Source organism: Planotetraspora thailandica (genome assembly GCF_016863335.1).
Taxonomy (GTDB): Bacteria; Actinomycetota; Actinomycetes; order Streptosporangiales; family Streptosporangiaceae; genus Planotetraspora; species Planotetraspora thailandica.
The window spans coordinates 227583-249074 of record NZ_BOOR01000005.1; the positions used below are offsets into that span (position 1 = coordinate 227583).

The 21492-nt window shown below is 65.7% G+C and carries 14 protein-coding genes and 1 tRNA gene; 8 read left to right on the plus strand and 7 right to left on the minus strand.

Features of this window, described 5'->3' with window-relative positions; all coding sequences use genetic code 11:
- Positions 1-55 precede the first annotated feature (55 nt).
- The 3 genes from Pth03_RS03835 (at position 56) to Pth03_RS03845 (ending at position 3447) form a co-directional block, all read left to right on the plus strand.
- Positions 56-883 carry a PSP1 domain-containing protein gene (locus Pth03_RS03835; protein WP_203942686.1) on the plus strand — a complete coding sequence of 276 codons (828 nt, stop codon included), beginning with the start codon at positions 56-58 and terminating at the stop codon, positions 881-883.
- A 78-nt stretch (positions 884-961) separates the two neighbouring features.
- Positions 962-1771, plus strand: a complete 810-nt coding sequence (locus Pth03_RS03840) for an AAC(3) family N-acetyltransferase (protein WP_239118732.1) — start codon at positions 962-964, stop codon at positions 1769-1771.
- Positions 1772-2205: 434 nt separating this feature from the next.
- The gene (locus Pth03_RS03845) at positions 2206-3447 is read left to right on the plus strand and encodes an MFS transporter (protein WP_203942687.1); all 1242 of its coding nucleotides are present in this window, start codon (positions 2206-2208) and stop codon (positions 3445-3447) included.
- On the opposite strand, the gene Pth03_RS03850 is transcribed toward Pth03_RS03845, so the two are convergent.
- Together Pth03_RS03850 and Pth03_RS03855 are read right to left on the minus strand one after the other, a co-directional pair.
- On the minus strand, positions 3444-5426 hold the full coding sequence (locus tag Pth03_RS03850) for a tetratricopeptide repeat protein (RefSeq protein ID WP_203942688.1): 1983 nt from the start codon (positions 5424-5426) through the stop codon (positions 3444-3446). The two genes, Pth03_RS03845 and Pth03_RS03850, sit on opposite strands and share 4 nt — an antisense overlap.
- 284 nt (positions 5427-5710) lie before the next feature.
- On the minus strand, positions 5711-5854 hold the full coding sequence (locus Pth03_RS03855) for a hypothetical protein (protein WP_203942689.1): 144 nt from the start codon (positions 5852-5854) through the stop codon (positions 5711-5713).
- A gap of 203 nt (positions 5855-6057) precedes the next feature.
- Here Pth03_RS03855 and fxsT point away from each other — a divergent pair, with 203 nt between their 5' ends.
- Positions 6058-8589, plus strand: a complete 2532-nt coding sequence (gene fxsT, locus Pth03_RS03860; protein WP_239118734.1) for an FxSxx-COOH system tetratricopeptide repeat protein — start codon at positions 6058-6060, stop codon at positions 8587-8589.
- Positions 8590-8602: 13 nt separating this feature from the next.
- On the opposite strand, the gene Pth03_RS03865 is transcribed toward fxsT, so the two are convergent.
- The 5 genes from Pth03_RS03865 to Pth03_RS03885 form a co-directional block, all read right to left on the minus strand.
- Positions 8603-9946, minus strand: a complete 1344-nt coding sequence (locus tag Pth03_RS03865) for an HEXXH motif domain-containing protein (RefSeq protein WP_203942690.1) — start codon at positions 9944-9946, stop codon at positions 8603-8605.
- Positions 9918-11174: an FxsB family cyclophane-forming radical SAM/SPASM peptide maturase gene (locus tag Pth03_RS03870; protein ID WP_239118735.1), complete on the minus strand. Its 1257-nt coding sequence runs from the start codon at positions 11172-11174 to the stop codon at positions 9918-9920. Before Pth03_RS03870 ends, Pth03_RS03865 begins: the two co-directional genes overlap by 29 nt.
- Before the next feature lie 138 nt (positions 11175-11312).
- On the minus strand, positions 11313-14099 hold the full coding sequence (locus Pth03_RS03875) for a hypothetical protein (RefSeq protein ID WP_203942691.1): 2787 nt from the start codon (positions 14097-14099) through the stop codon (positions 11313-11315).
- Entirely contained in the window at positions 14092-15087 is a 996-nt protein-coding gene (locus Pth03_RS03880; RefSeq protein ID WP_203942692.1) for a P-loop NTPase family protein, read from the minus strand. The genes Pth03_RS03875 and Pth03_RS03880 overlap by 8 nt, the downstream gene beginning before the upstream one ends.
- A gap of 1 nt (position 15088) precedes the next feature.
- Positions 15089-16345, minus strand: a complete 1257-nt coding sequence (locus Pth03_RS03885) for a KAP family P-loop NTPase fold protein (protein ID WP_203942693.1) — start codon at positions 16343-16345, stop codon at positions 15089-15091.
- A 328-nt stretch (positions 16346-16673) separates the two neighbouring features.
- Here Pth03_RS03885 and Pth03_RS03890 point away from each other — a divergent pair, with 328 nt between their 5' ends.
- From Pth03_RS03890 to Pth03_RS03905, 4 genes are all read left to right on the plus strand, one after another.
- A complete protein-coding gene (locus Pth03_RS03890) occupies positions 16674-18266 on the plus strand; it encodes an alpha/beta hydrolase (RefSeq protein ID WP_239118736.1) in 1593 nt (530 codons plus the stop codon).
- 77 nt (positions 18267-18343) lie between these two features.
- Positions 18344-18420: transfer RNA gene (locus Pth03_RS03895), tRNA-Thr, on the plus strand.
- 174 nt (positions 18421-18594) lie between these two features.
- Positions 18595-18930 carry a hypothetical protein gene (locus tag Pth03_RS03900; protein ID WP_203942694.1) on the plus strand — a complete coding sequence of 112 codons (336 nt, stop codon included), beginning with the start codon at positions 18595-18597 and terminating at the stop codon, positions 18928-18930.
- Between the two features lie 718 nt (positions 18931-19648).
- Positions 19649-21271: a purple acid phosphatase family protein gene (locus Pth03_RS03905; protein ID WP_203942695.1), complete on the plus strand. Its 1623-nt coding sequence runs from the start codon at positions 19649-19651 to the stop codon at positions 21269-21271.
- The last annotated feature ends 221 nt before the right edge of the window (positions 21272-21492 follow it).

The following is a 21492-nucleotide window of genomic DNA, read 5'->3' on the forward strand; positions in this document are numbered from 1 at the left end:
TATGGTGGGGTGCAGGCGAAAGCCGTACGAGATCGAGGAGGGTCGGCTCTTGGGCATGATCATGGCCGTGAGCTTCACTCGTTACGGGCGGCTCTACTACCTCGATCCGGGGGGCCACAGCCCCAAAGTCGGCGACAAGGTGCTCGTGCCCACCGACACCGGCCCGGAGGTGGCCGAGTGCGTCTGGGCGCCGCAGTACGTCAGTGAGGACGTCGAGGGTCTTCCGGTCTGCGCCGGTATCGCGGCCGACGAGCACCTCAGCCGGGATGAGGGCAACCGGCGGCGCCGGGCCGAGGCGCGAAGCGTCTCCAAGCGTCTCATCAAGCGGCACGAGTTGCCGATGAAGGTCGTCGGCGTCGACTATCTGGACGCCGACAACGTCTACACGGTGTATTTCTCCGCGCCGCACCGCGTGGACTTCCGGGCGCTCGTGCGGGACCTCGCCCGCAACCTCCGTGCCCGGGTGGAACTGCGGCAGATCGGCCCCAGGGACGAGGCCCGGCTGCAGGGCGGCATCGGCCCGTGCGGGCGCGATCTGTGTTGCGCGACGTTCCTGAAGGACTTCGAGCCGGTGTCGGTCCGGATGGCCAAGGATCAGGACCTTCCCGTCAATCCGCTCAGGATCGCCGGTGCCTGCGGGCGGCTGATGTGCTGCCTGAAGTATGAGCACCCGCTCTATCAGGAGTTCCGCGCATCCGCGCCGAGGGTCGGGCTTGCTGTGGACACCCCCGAAGGCCCGGGGACGGTCGTGGGCCACAACGTGCCGTCCGACTCGGTGATCGTCAGGCTGAACGACGGAGGCCGCCGCTGCGCCTGCTCGAAGGCGAGCGTTTGCGGCCCGCGCAAACAGCACGACTCGATGTACGGCGAGGTCGAAAACTGATCGATCTGGCTCACCGGGACACATGCTCATGTCCTCTGCGCGATGCCTTGGGAGCGCAGACCCCGTCAGGATGAGCGCGTGGGTCTGAGTGAGGATCAACTGGCACGGGCGTTCGTCGCCTCAGGCGTGCGGAAGGGGCAGACGGTTCTTCTTCATGCGTCCCTCAGCAGCTTGGGTCACGTGATGGGAGGAGCACGCACGGTCGTCTCGGCCCTGCGAGCCGTCCTGGGTGATGAAGGCACGCTGGCCTCACTTACCTCAACCGCAAGTAATTCGGACACTTCACCCCTGCACCTGAGGGCGATCGAGGGCATGACGCCGAAAGAGGTAACGGACTTCCGGGCGCGTATGCCGGCGTTCGACGCGGCGACCAGTCCTTCGGCGGGAGTGGGGCGCATCGCCGAGGAGATCCGGCTCACACCCGGCGCGGTGCGCAGTTCGCACCCGCAGACGTCGTTCGCCGCCGTGGGGCTCCTCAGCGGCCGGCTCATGGCAGGCCACGCTCCCGACTGTCACTACGGGTCGGCCTCCCCGCTGGCGCGCCTGTACGAAGCGGATGCCCAGGTGTTGCTTCTCGGCGTCGGGTACGACCGATGCACCGCGTTTCACCTGGCCGAGTACCGGTACGCGATGAGTCCTCCACGGCGGCTCTACAGGTGCGTCGTCGATTTCGGTGACGGACCTGTGTGGTGGGAGTACGAGGACGTCGTCCTGGATGACGGAGACTTCTCGCTCCTTGGCGCCGATTTCGAAAAGGCCGCACAGCTACGTGCCGGCCGAATAGGCGAAGCTGAGGCGCGCGTTTTCCCCTTCGTCGCAGCAGTAGATTATGCGGTGATGTGGTTCGCTCGGCACAGGAATTCCGGCCAAGTGGCCAGGAATGACTAAGAACCGTTGTTCGGCTTGTATTTGCTGATCCGTCCCGCGGATGCACGGGCGCGTCCGGCAGCGAGCCCATGTTGGCGAGGTCGGGGCCCGAGGATGGGCACTCTCAGACGGAAGATCAGATTCGTCACGGTATGGCTGAGGCCTGGCTTACCGTGATAGACCACCTAAAACCGCTCATTCAATCCAATACTGACTTGCCGTCGCTATAAGCGCCCAATATGGATTAAATGGGGCGAATATGGAGACTAGGGAAAGTGAATGAGTGATTCATGTGCTGAATGTCCCGTGCACCGCTATGCTCCACAGGTCGCATGGCGTAGCCGCCGACTAAAATGACCTCCATTCCTTCCCCTTAGAATCGGGCAGTCTCCGTGGCCTTACCTGTCGCCCGCCGTAGGGTCATTCCCGCGACGGAAACGACGGGGGCGAAGGTCGTGAGGCGGGCAGAGAACCGAAGCCCGCAGAGGGCTCCGAAACAGAGGGTCACAGAGTTTTCCCTTGCCTGGATCAGCTCCGCTCTTTCAACAGTGGGAACGCGGACGCTCGGCGTGGTCTACCCTCTCCTCGCACTGGCCCTCCACCACTCGCCGACCGAAGCAGGGTGGACCGGTTTCGCGTTGACGGTGCCGATTCTGGTCTTCTACATTCCGGCGGGAGTTCTGGTCGACCGACTGGAGCCGCGCTCGATCATGATGGCGACGGAGCTCCTGAGGGGGCTCGTCGTCGCCTCGCTCGCCGTCGCGATGCTGTTCGGAATCGTCACTCTTCCCTGGCTGATCGCCGCCGCGCTCCTAGAGGGGACCCTTTGGGTCTTCTATTCGCTGGCGGAGACGGCGCTGCTTCCCTCACTGGTCAAGCCGGGTCGCCTCCATCGGGCGCTCGCGCAGAACGAGACCACTGTGCACTTTGCCGCGCTGACGGGAAGGCCGCTCGGCGGCTATCTCGTCGGGTGCGGTCACCTTGTTCTGTTCCTGGTCAACGCCGTCCTCTTCTTCGGTTCCTGGGGCACCCTCCTCGGCATCAAACGGCCTTTGGCGCGTAAGGCGGAAACGCCGCTCTTCCACCAACTCTCCGACGGCTTGCGAATTCTGCTGAACCAGCCGTTTCTTCGCTCCGCGATTGCGCTGGTCACCGTCACCAACCTCATGGTCAACGCGACGATCATGATCTTCATCGCGGGTTCCAGTGGGTTGTCCTCAGCGACCGTCGGTCTCGTTCTCGCGGCCGGCGGAGTCGGAGGAGTGATCGGGTCGAGCGTGGCCGTGTACCGTCCACCGCCGCGATCCATGCTGATCATTCACATGTGGGTGTGGGTGGCCGCACTGCTGCTGGCCGCCGTCGGCTCGAATCTCGGCGAAAGACCGGTGTTCTTCGGCATGGCTTTGTTCGTCACCGGTTTCGTCGGAGCGCTCAGCAACGTGGTGATCCGGACGGCGGAGGTGCGCCACATCGCGTCAGAGATGCTCGCAAGGGTGGTGAGCGTCTCCCGGCTCTCCGCGCACGGAGCCGTCTGCCTGGCGGCCCCCCTGGGTGGTCTCCTGGTGGACGGCTACGGAGTGAACGGCGCGTCGTCGGTGCTGTTCGTCATCATGTTCGGCATAGCCGCGCTCAGCACGCTTCCCGTGTTGTTCAGGCGCGAACACGTCCCGGCGCTGCTGATGCACACAGGCGACTAACGCGTCTTGGTGAGCTGCCCCGCCCTCTCCCTGAGATGGAGGGGCAGCGGCAGGCTTGAGGCGTCGAGGGCACGTTGGGCGAGACCGGCCGCCGACGCCGCGTCGCCGACTGCTTCCTTGACGACGGCTGCATAAAGATAGAACGGCGCGTGGTCGGCCGCGTCGCGCAAGGACCCGTCAATCTCCGCTGAGGCCTCGTCAAGCCGGTTGAGCGCCGCCAGCGCCAGGGCGCGGGCTGCGCGGGCCGACGGCGACTGCAACGGCCGTAGTCTGTCCAGGTCGTTGAGCGCCTCCGTCATAAGGCCGAGACTCGCGTGAATCTCCCCTCGCGCTCGCAGCGCGCCTGCGGCGTTGCCCTCTCTCCCCAGTACGTCGTTGAGCACATGGAGAGCGGTCCTCGGGTGGCCGTCGTACCAGAGAGCCCAGGCCAATTCCACACGGACGGAGGGATTATGGGGCACGCGGCTGATCGCGGTGTTCAGTTCCTCGACGGCGGCCGACGGCTGTCCTTGGAGAAGGCGTATGCGGCCGATGGCGGTGAACAGCATCCCGACTCTGGTGGGGTCTCCCAGGGCCTCGAACAGGGACGCCGCCGCCTGGTAGTGGGCGATCGCCTCGTCGAATCTGTGTTGGGCGTGAAAGACGTCGCCGAGCAGAGTGGTGGCGGCGCCGGCGATTTCGAGGTCGCCGCCCCGATGGGCCAGCACTTTCCGCGCGTGCTTCGCCGAAGCCGGAAGGTCGCTGTAGCTCAGGGCCTGTTCGGCGGCATGCAGATGATCGACGGGTCCGAAACGGTCGGCCACCGGAAGCGAGGCGTGGAAATTCGCTCTCATCGGCTGTATGAGGCGGTCGTGCGAAAGTTCACACCAACGCACGTCGCCATGCGGATCAAGCCGGATGCTGAGTATGTGCTTGTCGGCCAGTGACCTCATCACGGAGTTCTGAACGCCTGCCGTCGTCCCTCTGCCCTGGCGTACGGTGCGACGCCTGCCGTCCATGACGAAGGTCTTCCGAATCCAGTCCTTGAGTTTGGCGGCGTCTCCATCAAGTTGGATCATGGCGACGTCTCCGATGACCTGATCGCAGAACTCCGCGAGGGCACGGTCCGCCCCGGCGAACGCCTCCAAGTCGCGGGCAGTGATCATTCGTCTGTCGTCGGGCAAAGAACGCCAGAGTGCGGAGCAGATCACCTGGAGATGAACCGGCTCGACGAGTTTCGCCTCGTAACCGGTTTCCCGGCCACAACCGTTGTTAACTGCGATCTTCCGAAGCTCCTCCACCAGGTCTCGTGCCAGTCCCGCGTCGAATGCTTTTCCCGTGTCGTTCAGCGGACCTGCGACAGCCTGGATCGCGCCGTTCACATCAAGCGGCTCGAGGGGGAACTTGTGCGCGTGTGTTCCCGTGAGCCGTGGCTCATAGGGAGCGATCGCGTCCAGGTATTCGTCGCGAATGGACAGCAGCAGACGCAGATGCGGATTCTCCGAGAGCGCCTGCGCCAGTTGGTCGATGAACCATTCCCGGTGAGGATCCCGTCGGGTGGATTCGGCGAACAGTTCCTCGGCCTGGTCGATGGCCAACAGGGTGACGGCCGGACGAGGACCGGGATCCCGGTAGGCCCGCCTCCGCCGGAAGAAATCCGGCAACGTCATGTGTGCCAGGCGGGTGGGGTCCTCCATCGGCGAACAGGACGTAAGGAGAGCCAGGACGTACGGATTGTGATCGGGCAACGCGGCGGAAGGGGCGAAGGTGCTGCGTGAAAGCCGGCCCAGGGGAAGAGCCTCGGTCGCCCGCGGATCCAGATGCGGCATGACGCCGGCCTGGAGAAGCGAGGTCTTCCCCGAGGCGGGCGGGCCGTAGAGGATCGTCAGTCTGTTCGTCCGCCAGGTTTCGGACAGGTCGAGTGATTCATCGTCGCGCGCGAAGAACTTGTGGCTTTCTTCGCGGCGGAAGGCCCGTGGACCCACGTAGGGTTCAAGCACGGCCTTTCGATGGATCTGCTCAGAAATCACGTGACCGGTCCTATCTGCCGATGGCAGCTCACCGTGGACCTTTGAAGTACCTTCCGGAAAATTGAAATGCATGAACTATATTCATGAATTCCCGCCACGGTTCACTCGGGGTTTCAGCGGCTCGGCGCGGTGCCGAACCGTTGCATTCATACACCGGTGGCGGCACGCCCGCCGGGGAACGCCTCGTTCGGGACCGTCCGCCACGGGGCTCGACGAGAACGCCGCACCGGCATCATGATGCGGACAGGCGTGCCTCAGATCGAGCTCTGGAAGCGGGCGATGGACTCGACGTCGTCGTGGAGAGACGCCCACAGGGCGTTCCGCAGCTGCGCGTTGTCGATTTTCTCGAGCGCCTGCAGAGACAGTCCTGTCACATCAATGCACGGAGACTCGGACATATGCCCTCCTCGTGTACTTGTGGCTGCCCGAAATCAGGATCTAACGTCGACCGATATTCACGACCACCATTAGCGGGGTTCGCTCAAGGTTCGGTGGTGGAATCCGGTCTTATTATGATTCTGTGATATTCATCGCCACCAGGCAACCTCTACGATGTTCACAGGTTGGACAAGCATGACGGCATGACGGAGTGGAGGTCAACGTGGAGCCTTATTCACAGGTGGCGAACTCGGTCCCGGCCAGGGAGCCCGCTATTTGGGAGGGCGTGCCGTCCCGCAATCCGAACTTCACCGGGCGCGATGAACTGCTGGTTCAGCTGCGGCAAAGTATGAACACTGTCACCGCCGTGGTCGCCCAACCGCAGACCCTGCAGGGTCTGGGTGGTGTGGGGAAGACGCAACTGGCCATCGAATACGCGTGGCAATACCGGTCACATTACGACCTGGTGTGGTGGATCTCCGCCGAGCAGCACATGCTCGTACCGTCGTCGTTGGCCGGGTTGGCGCGTCCGCTCGGGCTGCCCTCGGTGGCCGCCACCGGAGTGGAGCAGGCCACGCAGAACGTGCTCCGGGCGTTGCAGAGCGGTGTCCCTTACCGCCGATGGCTGGTGATCTTCGACAACGCCGAGGAACCCGATTTCATCCTCAAGCTGATTCCGCGTGGTCCCGGCCATGTCCTCATAACGTCGCGTAACTCAAGCTGGAGTGATCACGAATCCACCATCGAGGTCGACGTCTTCTCCCGGGTGGAAAGCGTGGCGTTCCTCCGGAAGCGGCTCGGACGCGAGGTCGAGGATTCCGAGGCTGAGCAGCTCGCCGAGAAACTCGGCGACCTGCCTTTGGCGCTGGAGCAGGCCGGCGCCTTGCAACGGCAGACCGCGATGTCCGTCGACGAATACGTGGACCTTCTGGACAAGCAGACGAACAGGCTTCTCAATCTGAACAAGCCCGCGTCGTACCCGCAGTCGATGACCGCCGCCTGGCGGTTGTCGGTCTCGCAGCTTGAGGATCGTCTTCCCGAGGCCGTCGATCTGCTCCGGTGTTGTGCGTTCTTCGGGCCCGAACCGATTCCCCGCGACGTGTTCCGCCGGGGGAACAAGGTGGTGGGCCCGCGGTTGGGCAAGATCCTCGCCGACCCCATCCTGCTGACCACGGCGCTGAGCACGCTGGAGCGCTTCGCGCTGGTGAAGGTCGAGCCCTCCAGCAGGACCCTCCAGGTGCACCGCCTCAATCAGGCGCTGCTGCGAGACGAGCTTTCTCCGCAGGAGCGCGAGGAGCTTCGGCATGAGGTACATCAGCTTCTCGCCGGCAGCGCGCCCGCTGACCCCGACGATCCGGCCATGTGGCCGAGATTCGAAGGCCTGGCCGCTCACGTCGGACCTTCCGGACTCGTGGAATCCACCGATCCGAATGTCCGCGCGTTCGCCCTCAACGTCGTCCGCTACCTGTACGTCAGCGGGAACTACCGGTCGGCGTTCACCCTCGTGCAGGAGCTGATCGAGGAGTGGACCAGGGCGAGCGGGGCACTGCATCTCGACGTGCTCGTCGCCCGCAAGCATCTCGGCAACATCCACAGGGAGCTCACCGAGTACGGCAAGGCCTACGAGGTCACCCGCGAGACCCTCGATCTCATGGGGGAGGTGCTCGGCCCGGACCACTCGGAGACCTTGTGGACGTCCGCCAGTTACGGCGCGACGCTCCGGGCGCGTGGCGAGTTCCTGCCGGCACGGCAACTCGACGAGCAACTCGTGGAGACGATCGGGCAGACCTTCGGCGACGACCGCCTGCGTGTATTGCGCGCCAAGAACAACCTCGCTCTCGACTATGCCTTGACCAGCGCCTACGACCAATCCAGAGACCTGCTCCAGGAGGTCTATCTCGACCTGAGCGACGCGGCCGTCCGCGTGCCGCAGACCACCTTGCTCCGCACGTGGAACAACATGGCCAGAGCCGTGCGGCTGAGCGGGCAGCCCGCGGAGGCGTGCGACCTCGGCACCGACATCTGCGCGTACGGCCGTGCGGAGCTGGGCCTGGAGAACATCGACACGCTACTCGCCCTGAAAGACCTGTCGGTCGCCCTGCGGCGGACCGGGAAGGTCGAGGACAGCCTGAAGCAGGCGTCGGACGCCCACTCCCGGCTGCAGCGCCTCTTCGGCGACGATCACGCGGACACCATGGCCGCGGCGATGACACTGTCGAATGTGCTGCGGGCCGCCGGCCAGCTCGATGAGGCATTCGGCATCGCCCAGCAGACGGTCCTTCGCTATCCCGCGGTCTTCGGCGCGGATCATCCGTTCACCCACGCATGCAACGTCGACCTCGCCCTGCTCCATCGTCTACGCGGTGAGGTGGCCGTGGCGAGGGAGATCGACGAGAAGGCGCTGGCCGGTCTGAGCGAACGCGTGAGCCGGAGCCATGATTACTCGCTCACCTGCGCGATCAACCTCCAGAACGACCTGGCCCTGCTGGGAGAGGCGGAGAAGGCGCGCGAACTGGGCGAGCAGACGTACCGGCATGCGCAGGTGTACTTCTCTCCGGACCACTTCATCAGCCTGGCCTGTGCCAACAACCTGTCGCATGATCTGAGGGCGACAGGTGACGAGGAGGAGGCCAAGCGGCTTCACGCCGAGACGATCGAACGCTATGAGCGGGCTTTGGGTCCCGAGCATCCCGATGCCGTCCTCGCCCTCAGAGGCGAACGGGTGAACACCGACTTCGACCCGCCACCCATCTGATGCCGGCGGCGTCTCACCGCCGCCGATCTGGACGGCCGGGTGCGGCCGTGGCGCCGTTGCGGCGGGTCCAGGCGTCGAGATGCGCCTCCGACTCCCGGCGGGCCGCGGCCGCCGCGGCCGGCTCGACCGGTTCCGCCTGCCACGCCTCGAGCGTGCGGTGCGTTTCGCCCACGAAGGCTTTGCCGGCGTCGGTGAGGCCGGCGCTGCCGAGGAGTGTCTCCGTCACCAGGTAGGCCGCCTCCCTCCAGCGGGCGAATTCGACCTGTGCCCGGAACGCGCTCTCTCCCCGTTGCCGGTGATGCTGGCGGCGCCAGAACCCCGCCACGCCGAGGAATGCGTACGCGCCGTGGATGAGGCCGTTGACCGGGCGCGGATCCGGGCGCCAGGGCGCGTAATAGCGCCGTCCGTCGTCGGGCAGGCTGAGCCGTACCACGTCGGTGAGCGCGTGCAGCTTGGCGTGCTGGAGCTCGTGAGCGAGTGTGGCCGCCAGCGTCAGACCGTCCAGCGGATCGGACAGGGCGATCGTGCCGAAGAGCTCACGGGACGACGCGCTCCGTTGCGTGGTCGACGAGGAGGTGATGGGGGTCAGCACCGAGATGATCGCGGCGGCTTCCTCCGCGACGCTCCAGTGTTCCGCCGTCAGGATGCGCCAGGCGTCGGCCAGGTGCGACTCCCAGGATTTGAGCTGACTCCCGGTCAACGGGCTTGGGGCCACGTCCTCCTGCGGCCATCGATACGGGTCGAGGTCGTCGATCAGCGGACTGAACTCGTCGGCGATGTGAACCCGGTGAATGGCGTGCCACAGCCCGGCGTCAGATGCCGAATCCATCCAGACGGTGGACCCGCCGACGTCGAGCCTGACGCTCCCTCCAGAGGATCGCACTGTGGCGTCGACAAGGCCGTGGACGCCGCCGGGAAGGGCGACCCGTCCCAGCCCGGGCAGGATGATCGTGCCCTCGTGCGCGGGTATGGAGGTGTGGCAGTCGACGCCGAGGGAGGCGGCGACCCCGACCGCGAGAGCCGCGAGCCGCCCGGGGTCCTCACCGGAACCGTCCTGACCCGAGAGCAACGACCGGCAGGTCCGCAGGGCCCACGCTCCTACGGCCGGATGGCACAGGAAGCGGTCCACGTCCTTCGGAGCGCGCTCTTCGATTTCCGACAAGAGCCCGTAGGCCTGCGCCGCCAACCCTGCGTGCGGGTGGCGGGCCGCTCGCGCCTCCTCGACGAGCGCCCGGATGAGGAGCCGGTGTTTGCTCCGCTGCGCCGCCGAGAGTTCCAGTACCGCCGATCTTCCTCCTCCACCGGCGGCCAGCCGAGAGAACGCCTGGTCAGATATTCGATGGGTGGAGAGGTTCATCGGTTCCCCTCAGCCGCGCGACGTCACGCGCGAATCTGTCGCGGATGTACGTGATGAGCCGGTACAGGTCGGGACAGTAGACGGAAGGCTCGGAGAATCCCGTGGTGGCGCGGTATCGATGCGCGTAGAGCCCTCCGCCGCAGACCGACTTGATATCGCATCGCCGGCATATCGGGGACAGGGCCCGGTCGCCGATCTGTCTCGCGACGATCGCCGGATGCACCATCGCGCGGTCGAGAGGGTCCCGGAGGAGGTGCAGGCTGGTCGCCGCCGCGCCGTGATAACTGGATTTCAGAATGTCCGACTGTTCGATGCTGCCGTCCGTCTCGATGACGACCATCCGGGCGGGGGACAGGCCGACCTTTTCTGTCTGCGATCCGCGACCGGTGAGCAGTCGCATGATCTGGCTGAACAGCCGAACGTCGGCGTGAACGGTGGCCGAGCCGTACCAGCGATCGAAGATGGGAATGAGCCAATCCGCGTACGGCGTGGCAGACGAGTCCGGATTGCGAAATGGCGGCGGCTCCGACCAGTTTCCATGGGGGAGGAGAAAGTCGATAGCAGGCGGGTCGAACGCGAGCAATGCCTCATAGGTGCGTATGGGGTCGTTGCGGATGTCGATCGTGCACAACAAACCACTGAACAAGTGGTGAAAGGGGCCTTCGGTGAGCCGGCGGAGGGATTCGCTCACCAGCGCGTGGCTTCCCTTGCCGTTCGCGAAGCGCCGGTGACGATCCTGGGCCTCCTCGTCGCCGTCCAGGCTCACTCCGATGCGGACACCCAGGCGGTCGAAAAGCCGCAAGTAGGCCTCGTCCAACTGGATGGCGTTGGTCTGGATGCTGACGTTGACGCGAGTGCCCGGGTCCACCGCGCCGCGGACTGCTCGCACGACGTGGGAGATGAGCTCCGGCCCGGCAAGGAGCGGCTCCCCGCCGTGCAGGATGATGTCGATTTCTGCTAGGTCGTGGAACCCGGCGTGCTCGGCGATTCTCTGGGCGACGCGGTCCACGACGGCCGGAGACATGCGTCGTGGCTGCGCCTTCCAACTTTGGTCCGCCATTTCGTATATGTAACAGTGGCGGCAGGCCAGGTCGCATCGACTATGGATCTTCAAGATGAACTGCTGGAATGCCAGAGGTTTCCAACCCGAAGCGAGGAGCTCGCTGACGTCAAGGGAATCGGGGAACATGAGCGTTGCGGGCGGCTCCGGATCGACGTTCCCTGGCAAGCGGCTACCTCTTACGTATCGTCGCCCCGTCGCGCCGGCACCTGTCGTGCACCTTCGATACCGCCGGGCGTGTTATGCACCGTTATCTATCTCACACGAGTTTCACCAACAGTCAAGTTTGTTGCCGAAATGTACTGATCAGTGCTCTTCGCGCCTGAAGATCAATTCCTCGAAGAAAAGATACAGTTCGTCGATCTCGCGTATTACCGGGAGTCGGTCATAGGTGCCGAGGCCGTCCTGGTTGAAGGGCGACAGCAGGTGGGCGGCGGACCGAAGCTCATTGAGCGGCATCTCCATGACCGTGGTGGGTCCCGGCCCCTCACGGAACGCTCGCGCCAGCGGGTGCCCTGTTCCGTGGAAACCGAGCGCCGCGAGGATCGTTTCGGCGGGCTGTCTCACCGGCGAACCTCCCCAAAGATCGCGCAGTTCGGGATTGGCGACGGCCAGGATGACGCGGATCGCGCCGGGAAGCTCTCTGAACAGCCGGCCGTCCATTGATTCCACCTCGGCCCTGCGCTGCCGGCGGGCGGCGAGGGACGCGACCTCCCGGATGCCCTCGCGCATGCCTTCACGCACGATCTTGACGGTCTCGTGGAAAGGCGTCTCCGACAGAGCCAGCCGGTCGGCCAGCGCCTGTCGCACGATCACGAGGGGCTCCCGGAACAGGGCGAAGACCAACTCGTCATGCCGGCCGTCCGGATCCGCGTTCACCGCGGCCACGTATCGGGCGACGGGGTCCTTCCCCCTGAGGCGCGGGACCGGACCGAGTTCTTTGGCCACCTGATCGAGATCGCGGAGGGAACGGGCCGCACGTGAACGCCGCGACCATAGGGGCAGGAAACGCTCCGCGGCCTGGACGGCCGCCACGGCCACGAGGCCGGAGCCCGCCAGGCCCAGGGTGACCGACCAGGCTCCCAGATGCCTGGTGAAGAACAGAGCGCCGATGACGGCCAACGCCAGCACGACTCCGGTCGCGCCCACCGCGGTCGAACGCCGTTCCCGGATCAGCCGCTTCGCGTCCGCCGCGAAGTCGGCCCAGTTCGAGTCCGCGCGGTCTTCGCGTACGGAATCGATGCGTTGTGTGAGCTCCCGGCGCTGCGCGGGCCAGTTGGAGGTGCGGCCGCGCGGCGTGGCCGTACTGCTGCCCTGCCTGTCGAGCTGGTCGGCCAACTGGGTGAGACTCTGGGTGAGCGCGCGCGACTCCGTGCGCCGCTCGGAGTCGAGAGACTCCAGATAGGCGAGCATCTGGCGCAGGGTCCCGTCGAGCTGGCGCCGGTCGTCGGCCGACTCCTTCGGCGGCTCGGAGGCGAGCCTGCCGACGAGGGCCATCAAGTCGCGAAGGAAGGTGCTCGGGTCCTCTGCGACGAGAACCTCATGTACGGCACCGCGCAGGAGAGACAGGACGGGGGGACTGGCGTATCCGGTGATCACCAGAGCGGTCAGCACGGGGCGCTCGCGGTCCTGGAGCCTTCTTCGCAGCGTGACCACCTCGGCCGCCTTGGTCGCCTCGTCGTCGAAGAAGACGGCCTCGGTCAGGCCGATGACGGCGCGAGGGCGCTCCGCGTCGGGGATCAGGAAACACAGTGGCTGGCCGGGAAGCTGTGAACGTTCGATGGCCAGCCCCGCCGACAGCAGCGCCTTCTCCACGGTGAGCGCCAGATTGCGCAGGGACAACGAACTGCGCTGCTGCGCCGATCCCTGGGCGACGACGGCGACGTCGATGATCTCCCGGGTCGGGGAGGCGATCTCGAAACACTCCCAGCAGAGCTGGAGCAGCCGGCGAATGTTGCCGCCGCTCCCTCGCAGCAGCTCGAAGACCGCGTCGTCCGTGAAAGGCCAGATGGCACCCCGGTCGGAGTCGCCGCCGATCATGTCACGGCCGAGAGACCGAGCCGGATGGAGGTACGTGCGCACGACCAGGCGCGCCTCGCCGGGATCGAGCGGCAACAGCTGGAAGGCGTTACGCCCGAGACGTTGCCTCAGGTCGACCGGGATGCAGTCCCACCCGGCGTCGCTGCACACCAGCATGAGCATGCCGTTCTCGCGGGAGATGACCTCCGCCAGGCCCTGGAGCAGGCCGATGTTGGCCGGGACGGGCTCGCCGTCGTTGAGGATGAACTTCTCGCACTGGTCCAGAACGAGCATGAATGCCCGGTCCGCGCGAGTCACCAGCGTGGCCAGCAACTGCAGGCCGTACCTGCACATCTCGGGATCGTTGATCTGGGAGCTGACGCCGAGCGCCCGCGCCGCGGCGGGTTCGATCTCCCGGCCGCAGAGCCAGTCGTAGGCGTGCGTGGAGAACTCCGGCCGCAGAAGGAACGAAAGCGCCCGTTGAAAATGCACGCCGTTGCCGGCCACGGCCGCGATCTGGCGGGCTTGGGCTTCCAGAACCTCGCCGGCCTCGACCTGGTGCGCGCTGAAAAGCTCGAGCACCCGGGCGGGGTCCCTCCTGACCTCGCTCATGACCTCGCCCTGCCATCCGGGCCCGACGTCTTCCGCGGCACGGTCGCCCGCGAGCGCCCCGAGATAGCGAAGGCTCAGGTCGGTGAAGGTCGGCTGGGACACCTGAGAGACGAGCCGGCGATATTCGGCGACGAAGTCGGACTCCTGCAGCCGGAGATACAGCTGGACCGGAGCGGAGGAGGAATCGTCATGGTCGGCCGCACGGGCCATCATGTAGCGGACGGCGTGCGTCTTCCCCGAGCCGTGCGCACCCCGCAGGCACGCGAGGGTGCCGTCGCGAGAGACCGGTGACGTGAAGGCCTCGACGTAGTTCGTGGCCAGTTCGACGACCCGGCGGACGCCCGGCAGGAGCGCGGTCGGATTGTGCTTCTCCCAGCCACGGAGATAGCCCGGCAGCGAGGTCTCTTCCGCGCTGGAGACGCCCCGGGCCGGAAACGGGTTGCGTCCCGGATAATCAGCCATTGGGATCGTCCAATCTCGCCCAGTTCTCCCCCTGCCACATTTTCGTCTGCAACCAGTCCTCGTGGAGGCGAAGCTCTGCCGTCGGCCAGGGCTCGGCGTCGTGATACTCGCTGAGCCGGAAATCGAGCAGCATCGCGAGATATCGCATGGCCTGGCCGATCGTGTATCGGCGCCGGGTGAAGGCGGACTCCACGCCCCCGGGGTCGAAAGGCGACGGTTGCGTGCCGTTCCATCGCTTTAAGGCCAGCATTGAGATCTGTGCCGGTGTCAAAGCCTCAAGGTGGATCACATGGCCGAGTTTGGCGAACTCCTGCTTGTCGGACTCGGTCAGCTGCGGGGTGCCGGCGTGGTCATAGGCGTCCACGGTGAGGACCATGACCGCCTGTGTGTTCTCGAACACGCGCGGGGCCAAGGCAAGCAACTCTTTGGTGGCCACTCCCTCATAGTGAATCCCCAATCCGCTTCCTCGTGTGGCCACATCGCTGGAAACCAGTTCCGCGATCTCCTGCAGGTCGTAGTCGCTCAGCGGCCCGCTCGCCTGGCTCCTGCTCAGGTCACGGAAACTCGTCTTCAGGTCGTCCGATATCTCGATGTGCCTGCGTTTCATGTTGTTCCGCAGTGACAGGAGGGTGTCGGTCAGCTGCCGATACGGGTCGTGCGTCATCGTCGTCCGCGGAGAGCGATGGACGCAGAGGTTGTCACCCTCTTGCCCCGGCCACCGTCGATCCTGGTAGGAGCGCATCACATGGTTGGACAGCGACGTTCTGCCACTGCCGCCCGCTCCGATGATCAGGAAAAAGGCCGGACGGCCCTCCCGTACCGCCCGATCGACGGCCGCCTCTATTCCCGCGAGCTGGATGAACCCTTCGAGTTCGAGCAGCAGATCCTGGTCGGACGAGTCGGTCAGCGCGTCCAGCGGCCTGTTGACGTACGGATTCTTTTTATCCGGAAGTCCGTAGAGCTCGTATCGGACGTTGTCCGGCGGCATTTCAGCCTCCGATCATCGTCAGGTAGAGGGGTAGGTCGTCGGCGGCCGCGTCGAACGCGGAATCGGCGAAGAGAGGTACGAAGAAGTCATACTTGCCGCGATATCCGCGAGTCAGCTCCTGGATTTCCTTCGCCTCCGTCTTGAAGCGGTCCTGGAATCCCTTCAGAACATCGGTGACCAGCTTCTCCTGGTAGACGAGTTCAAGCGCACACAGGAGCGCGGGTCTGCGCACCACGTCGGCGAACAGGTCCGGGCTTTGCACGCGGAGCACGACCAGGCGGACAACGAGGTCGTGCTGTAAGGATTCGAGGCCGGGGGTCGAGGCGATGATCGCCTCGGTCACCGTCAGAAGATTGAGGACGCGCTTGATCTTCCGGGGGTTGGCCGCGACCACGCGTTCGAGCGTCTTCACGTGAGGTTTCACCAGTTCGGCCGTGGTGGCCGACAGGATGAAGTTGCTTATCTCCGTGGTGGCGAGAGGGAAGAGATGAAGCGGCAGCTGGATCATCTTGTCGAGGTATTCGTCGCCGATGACCGCCTGATAGGGCTCAGGAAAGCCGAACGGACGGTATTTCACGGAGATGCCGCGATCGACGACTTCCTTGGCGAGGGCGATCATCACGAAGACGTTCCGTAGATCAAGGAAGAGTTTGACGGACTCGAGGAGATCGATGATCTGGTCGGGCTCGCACCGGTCCAGGTCGTCGATGAAGAAGACGATCTTCTTTCCCTGCTCCGCCAGGGCGTCCGCCTCATCCTGCAGGGCTTTGCGCAGCCGGCTCGTCTGGCTGTCGACCAGTCCACGCGTTTCCGCGTACTGCTGGGAAAGCTTGCCGATCTTCTCCATGCTGACGGACGCGACGTTGAGCCTGTGCAGCATCTCGTCGGCTGCGAGATTGAGGAGGATGGCTCCTAGACGCCGTACCGTCTCCGTGAAGCGGTGTCCGGGGTCTTCGTTCAGCCGGTTGCGCAGCGCGCTCAGCAGCGGCAGCAACATCTCCGGCTCACGGCGGTGGACCCAGGGGTTGAAATGGACCCGCACGAATTCGTCCGGATGTTTGTCGGCCAGTCGCTCGTCGACCATTCCGAGTAATGTGGACTTCCCGCTTCCCCATGCACCGAAAATGCCGATGGTGAATGGTGTCTCGGTCTTCGGGTTGGTGAGGACGGAGACGAGCGGGTCGACGTACCTCCGGAACTTCAGAAGGTCGCTCCGCCAACTGACGGGGGCGTCCGACAGCACCGCGATGTCACGCATGATCCCTCCCGTATGAGGATGCACCGCTGATCCGTTAGGAGCACGGTGGTTATGCAAATGTGACTACACGCGTGATCTGCGTTCTGGGCGCGAGCGTCTTGCCATGCGGTCATCGACGCTGGAGATTTTGCGGACGGCGCACCACCGCGCGGGTCACCCTATGGTTGTCATGTGGTGTTTGGCGGCGGTGGAGTGCTCCGGTGGGACCGGTCGGCTCACATGCGCATGATTCGTCAGAGACGGCGCTGAACAAATACGTGGGGAAGCGGCAGTTATGCGATCAGTGAGTCAGCCGACCGAGACCGTGTGGTCCCTTGAGGGGCCCAAGATGACGACGGGGCGGGGATTCCGGGGTCTCATACCGCAGTGGGGAGGCGCTGCCAGAGGAGCAGCGGCCGCCGTCACGGCGGGAATCGTCGCCATGGTGCTGGCGGCCGGCTGCACCACGGACGAATCGCCCGCTGGGCAGAACGCTCCCGTGCAGAAAGGCGATCAGGCGGCGAGTGCGCCCGATCAGGCACTTCAGCCCTTCTACAGCCAGAAGCCCGCCTGGGCCGGCTGCGGCGACGGCTTCCAATGCGCGAAGGTGAAGGTTCCGCTCGACTACGCCAAGCCGTCGGGGGAGCAGATCGAGATCAGCGCGATTCGGTTGCCCGCGACCGGGAAGCGCCTGGGATCGTTGCTGATCAACCCGGGCGGGCCCGGCGGATCGGGCATCCAGTACGCGCGGGCCGCACGGTCGATCGTGAGCGACGACGTGCGCTCCCGGTTCGACATCGTCGGCTTCGACCCGCGGGGCGTGGGGGAGTCGTCTCCGGTCAGGTGCCTGTCCACCCGGGAGTTGGACGCCTACGTCGCCCTGGACGCCAGCCCGGACCATCCTCAGGAGATCGCGGACCAGCAGAAGCTCTCCCGAGGGTTCGCCGACGGCTGCGAGGCCCAGTCGGGCCGCCTGCTCCCGTACGTCGGCACGGTGAACGCGGCACGGGACATGGACGTGTTGCGGGCGGTCGTCGGGGACTCCGGGCTCACCTATCTGGGCAAGTCGTACGGCACCTATCTCGGCGCGATCTACGCGAACCTGTTCCCGAAGAACGTGCGGGCGCTGGTGCTCGACGGCGCCGTCGACCCGGCGGTGTCGTCGATCAAGGCCAACGAGGTGCAGGCCGAAGGATTCGAGGTCGCGCTCAAGGCCTTCGCGGAAGACTGCCTGAGCGGCCCGAACTGCCCGTTCGCCGGCCGTACGGTGGACGGGGTGCTGGGGGAGATCTCGGACCTGATGACGCAGGCCGACCGGCAGCCCCTGCGCAACGGCCTCGGCGACGGACGGGTGATCAACGAGTCCATCGTGGTGCTCGGCATCGCCGCTCCCCTCTACGACCACAACGCGTGGCCGCGGCTCCGACTGGCGCTCGGGCAGGCGCTCAAGGGGGACGGAACCGACCTTCTTCGCATGGCGGACATCCTCGTCGATAGGCAGCCTGACGGGACCTACTCCAATCAGACCGAGTCGAACATGGCGATCAACTGCGTGGACCACGCGTTCCCCAAGGGGGCCGAGGCCTACGAGAAGGCGGCGGACGCCGCAGCGAAGGTCGCGCCCCATTTCGGATCTTTCGTGATGTGGGGCTCGTTCCCTTGCTCGTACTGGCCCGTGAAGCCGACGGGAGACGACAAGCCCGTCACGGCCGAGGGGGCGCCGCCGATCCTCGTCGTGGGCACCGTGCGCGACCCCGCCACGCCGTACGCGTGGGCGAAGGGGCTGGCCTCGGAGCTGAAGTCGGGCCTCCTGCTCGGGTATGACGGCGACGGGCACACCGCCTACCGCACGGGCTCCACCTGCGTCGACGCCGCGGTCGACGACTACCTGATCGCTCTGAAGACGCCCAAGAACGGCACCGTTTGCCCGGAAGCCGGATAATCTCCGGCGGCAGGGACATCAGGGGTGCGCGAGAACCCCTGTAGAACCTGTAGACTTGCCGTGCCGTTCTGCGGCGCGCCGCCTTAGCTCAGTCGGCCAGAGCACTTCACTCGTAATGAAGGGGTCAAGGGTTCGATTCCCTTAGGCGGCTCCAGTTCAGAGGCCCTCATGGTGATCATGGGGGCCTCTTGGGTGTCTATCTGAGTGACTACCCTTTTCGCCGATTCAGCACCACCGCAACGATTCGTCAAACCCCTCACGCGCGTAGGTTCGACGCGTGACCAACTGAGTGAATTGCGGCAGCGCTGCTTTGTGTATCGTGCACGCTGTGACTGCCGGACAGCACCCGCACCTGGTGGATGTGTTTCCCGACCTCACCGCTGACATCATCGCGCTGCTGCGAGTCCAGAACGAGAACGACCCCCTGGCGGACGCGGTGGAAGACCTGCTGTTCTACGGCGTGTGCACCTGTAGCGCCACATGCACCAACCTCTTGACCGCTCCACCGGGTTCGTCGAGTTCCTGGATGGTGGAGTTGGAACGCGACGGCGAGTCCGTCATCTGGCTGAGCTTGAACCCGACCGCGACGGCCATCACCGACATCGAGGTACTCGACGGACGTGACCTCGGCCCAGCGAGTCGCAGAGGGGATGTCTCTGCGTGACGAACTGCGTGACAACGCCAACGGACGACGCTGGACAGTGGCGGAAGATGATGGACGCTCAACGCAGGTTGGCAACGTAGCCGGGCAGTTCCGGCGTCCCTGTTCCCCGATAAGGAAGAGGTTCCTAGGGAGCGTTCGGCTGGCTTGGGCGGTTCCCCATCCGGCTGCCCTCTCCGGCGGGACGATCAGGCCTGTGGCCATGTCAGTTGGGGCAGCACCAGGCCTACGGGGGGAGTTGCCGGGGCATGGCCGGGGCTCCGTCCGCGCCTTGCGGTACGTGGGTGGTTGCGCAGGGCCGTCCCGCCAGCCGACGACCCTGGCAAGCCGAGCAGACCCCCGCCCGGCCCGCCAGCGTCAGAACGTGCGTCAAGGTCCGCTTGACGTGGCGGACCGGGCGGCGGCCCGCTCCCCGGAGGGCGGGTCGGCGGCAGACGGGATGGCAGCCAGGTCTGCGGGTTGGGTTCGCATCCCCTCCCGCCTTATCAACGGCACGGATGTTGCGAGCGTCAGTGGCCATCGGTAATGGCCCAGGGCGTGGCCTGTGCTGCTGTCCGTTGCTGTGACTGCCATCTGTCGTTCATGCCTGCGTAGCCGTGTTAATCAGCCTGCTCCCTAACATCTGCGACGTGCGCCGCTGGCCTCCCGCGGCCCTCTCGGGCTCGGACTGCTGCCATCCCTCGGTGCTCGATTAGCCTCCGACAACTGATAGGCCACGGGAATGTCCGAAGAACAAAAGCAGACTCGAATCTCGCGCCGCAACGCGCTCGGCGTGTTCGGGGCGGCAGCCTCTGGTGTCGCGGCCGGGCCGATGCTGCTCGGTGCACGTGCCGCCGAGGCCGAGGCGTACCCGGCCTCGTCGGCGGTACGAAGCCTCAGGAACGGCTCGGGCTCCACGCCGGTCCAGGGCCTGCACCTCCAGTTCGGTGGCGACCCGCGCAGCCAGATGGTGGTCTCGTGGATCACCGATGAGGAGGTGAAGAACCCGCGGGTCGTCTACGGCACGCTCAACGGAGGCTTCGGGTCCACGGCGTCCGCGGTCACGAAGTCCTACACCGACGGACACTCGGGCAAGACCGTCTGGGCGCACCACGCGCTGCTGAGCAAGCTCAAGTCCGACACCGACTACCTCTATGCCGCCCAGCACGACGGCGCGACGCCGGACGCGGGCACGTTCCACACAGCGCCGTCGGGTCGAGCGCCGTTCACGTTCACCAGCTTCGGCGACCAGGGTTCGCCGACGGTGACGTGGAAGAACGGTTCGAACCCGGTCGACGCCTCGGGCCGCGACTTCGAGCCCAACGCCACTCCGGCCGCCGGTGACATCGTCACGGGCGTGGAGAAGGTCGGTCCGCTGTTCCACCTGCTCAACGGCGACCTGTGCTACGCGAACAGCGGCCCCGACCGGGTTCGCACATGGAACCACTACCTGACCAACAACAGCCGCTCGGCGCGGTTCCGTCCGTGGATGCCGTGCGCCGGCAACCACGAGATCGAGGCCGGAAACGGCGTGCTCGGCTTCGACGCGTTCCAGACCTACTTCGAGCTGCCCTCGACCGAGACCGACCCCGAGCTGGACAACCTCTGGTATGCCTTCACGGTGGGCGCGGTCCGGGTCATCGCCCTGCAGAACGACGAGATCGCGCTGCAGGAGGGTGGCGACATCTACAACCGCGGCTACTCCGGCGGTCGTCAGCTCGCCTGGCTGGAGAAGGAGCTCAAGGCGGCTCGTGCCTCCAAGGACATCGACTGGATCGTTGTCTGCATGCACCAGGTGATGATCAGCTCCGCGACCGCGGCGAACGGCCCCGACCTGGCGCTGCGTGCGGCGTACGGCCCGCTGTTCGACAAGTACGGCGTCGACCTGGTCGTGTGCGGCCACGAGCACGACTACGAGCGCTCGCTGGCCGTCCGTGGTGTCGTGCCGGGCAGCGCAACCCTCACGCCCAACCCGAGCCAGAGCGCCACCGACGTCGTCGAGAGCGAGTTCGGTACCACGCACATGGTCCTCGGCGGCGGCGGCGTCTCCGGCGTCACCAACACCAGCTTCACGATGGACGACTTCGACGGCCACGGCCACCACTCGGCGTACGTCCAGACGGAGCACGTCGGCAAGTTCAACTCGGTCAAGGAGCAGGAGGCCGCGGTCTGGATCGGTGTCCGCGACGACATGCACCCCTACGGCTTCGCCGAGTTCGCCGTCGACCCGGGCCGCCACCCGGGCGACATGACCCGGATCTATGTCACCTATTACAACGTGATCACCCCGACAGGTGAGCTGAAGGTGTTCGAGCAGTTCACGCTGCAGCGCCGGCGCAGCGACGGCGGCAACCGCCACCACTAACCCCTTCGCCAGCAGCCTCAATCGTCGGACCCCCCAGGGGCCGGGACCACGTCCCGGCCCCTGCTCGACAGTCGAAGAGATCGCAGCTGACGCCCTCGTCCGGGGTGGCAGGTTCGGCGAACCGCCGGTGCGGCGTTGAACACCAGTTGGTGGCTAGCGGCGGGCTGCGTGCTGATCGAGTCGCGCAAGAAGCGGGTGACCAACTGGGTGACAATCGGGAC

What these genes read in the sequence shown, in the direction of transcription:
- Pth03_RS03885 (WP_203942693.1), bottom strand. Translation starts at nt 16,345, where the DNA reads ATGCGTGACATCGCGGTGCTGTCGGACGCCCCCGTCAGTTGGCGGAGC.
- Pth03_RS03865 (WP_203942690.1), bottom strand. Translation starts at nt 9,946, where the DNA reads ATGAACCTCTCCACCCATCGAATATCTGACCAGGCGTTCTCTCGGCTG.
- Pth03_RS03890 (WP_239118736.1), top strand. Translation starts at nt 16,674, where the DNA reads ATGACGACGGGGCGGGGATTCCGGGGTCTCATACCGCAGTGGGGAGGC.
- Pth03_RS03835 (WP_203942686.1), top strand. Translation starts at nt 56, where the DNA reads ATGATCATGGCCGTGAGCTTCACTCGTTACGGGCGGCTCTACTACCTC.
- Pth03_RS03875 (WP_203942691.1), bottom strand. Translation starts at nt 14,099, where the DNA reads ATGGCTGATTATCCGGGACGCAACCCGTTTCCGGCCCGGGGCGTCTCC.
- Pth03_RS03880 (WP_203942692.1), bottom strand. Translation starts at nt 15,087, where the DNA reads ATGCCGCCGGACAACGTCCGATACGAGCTCTACGGACTTCCGGATAAA.
- Pth03_RS03905 (WP_203942695.1), top strand. Translation starts at nt 19,649, where the DNA reads ATGTCCGAAGAACAAAAGCAGACTCGAATCTCGCGCCGCAACGCGCTC.
- Pth03_RS03855 (WP_203942689.1), bottom strand. Translation starts at nt 5,854, where the DNA reads ATGTCCGAGTCTCCGTGCATTGATGTGACAGGACTGTCTCTGCAGGCG.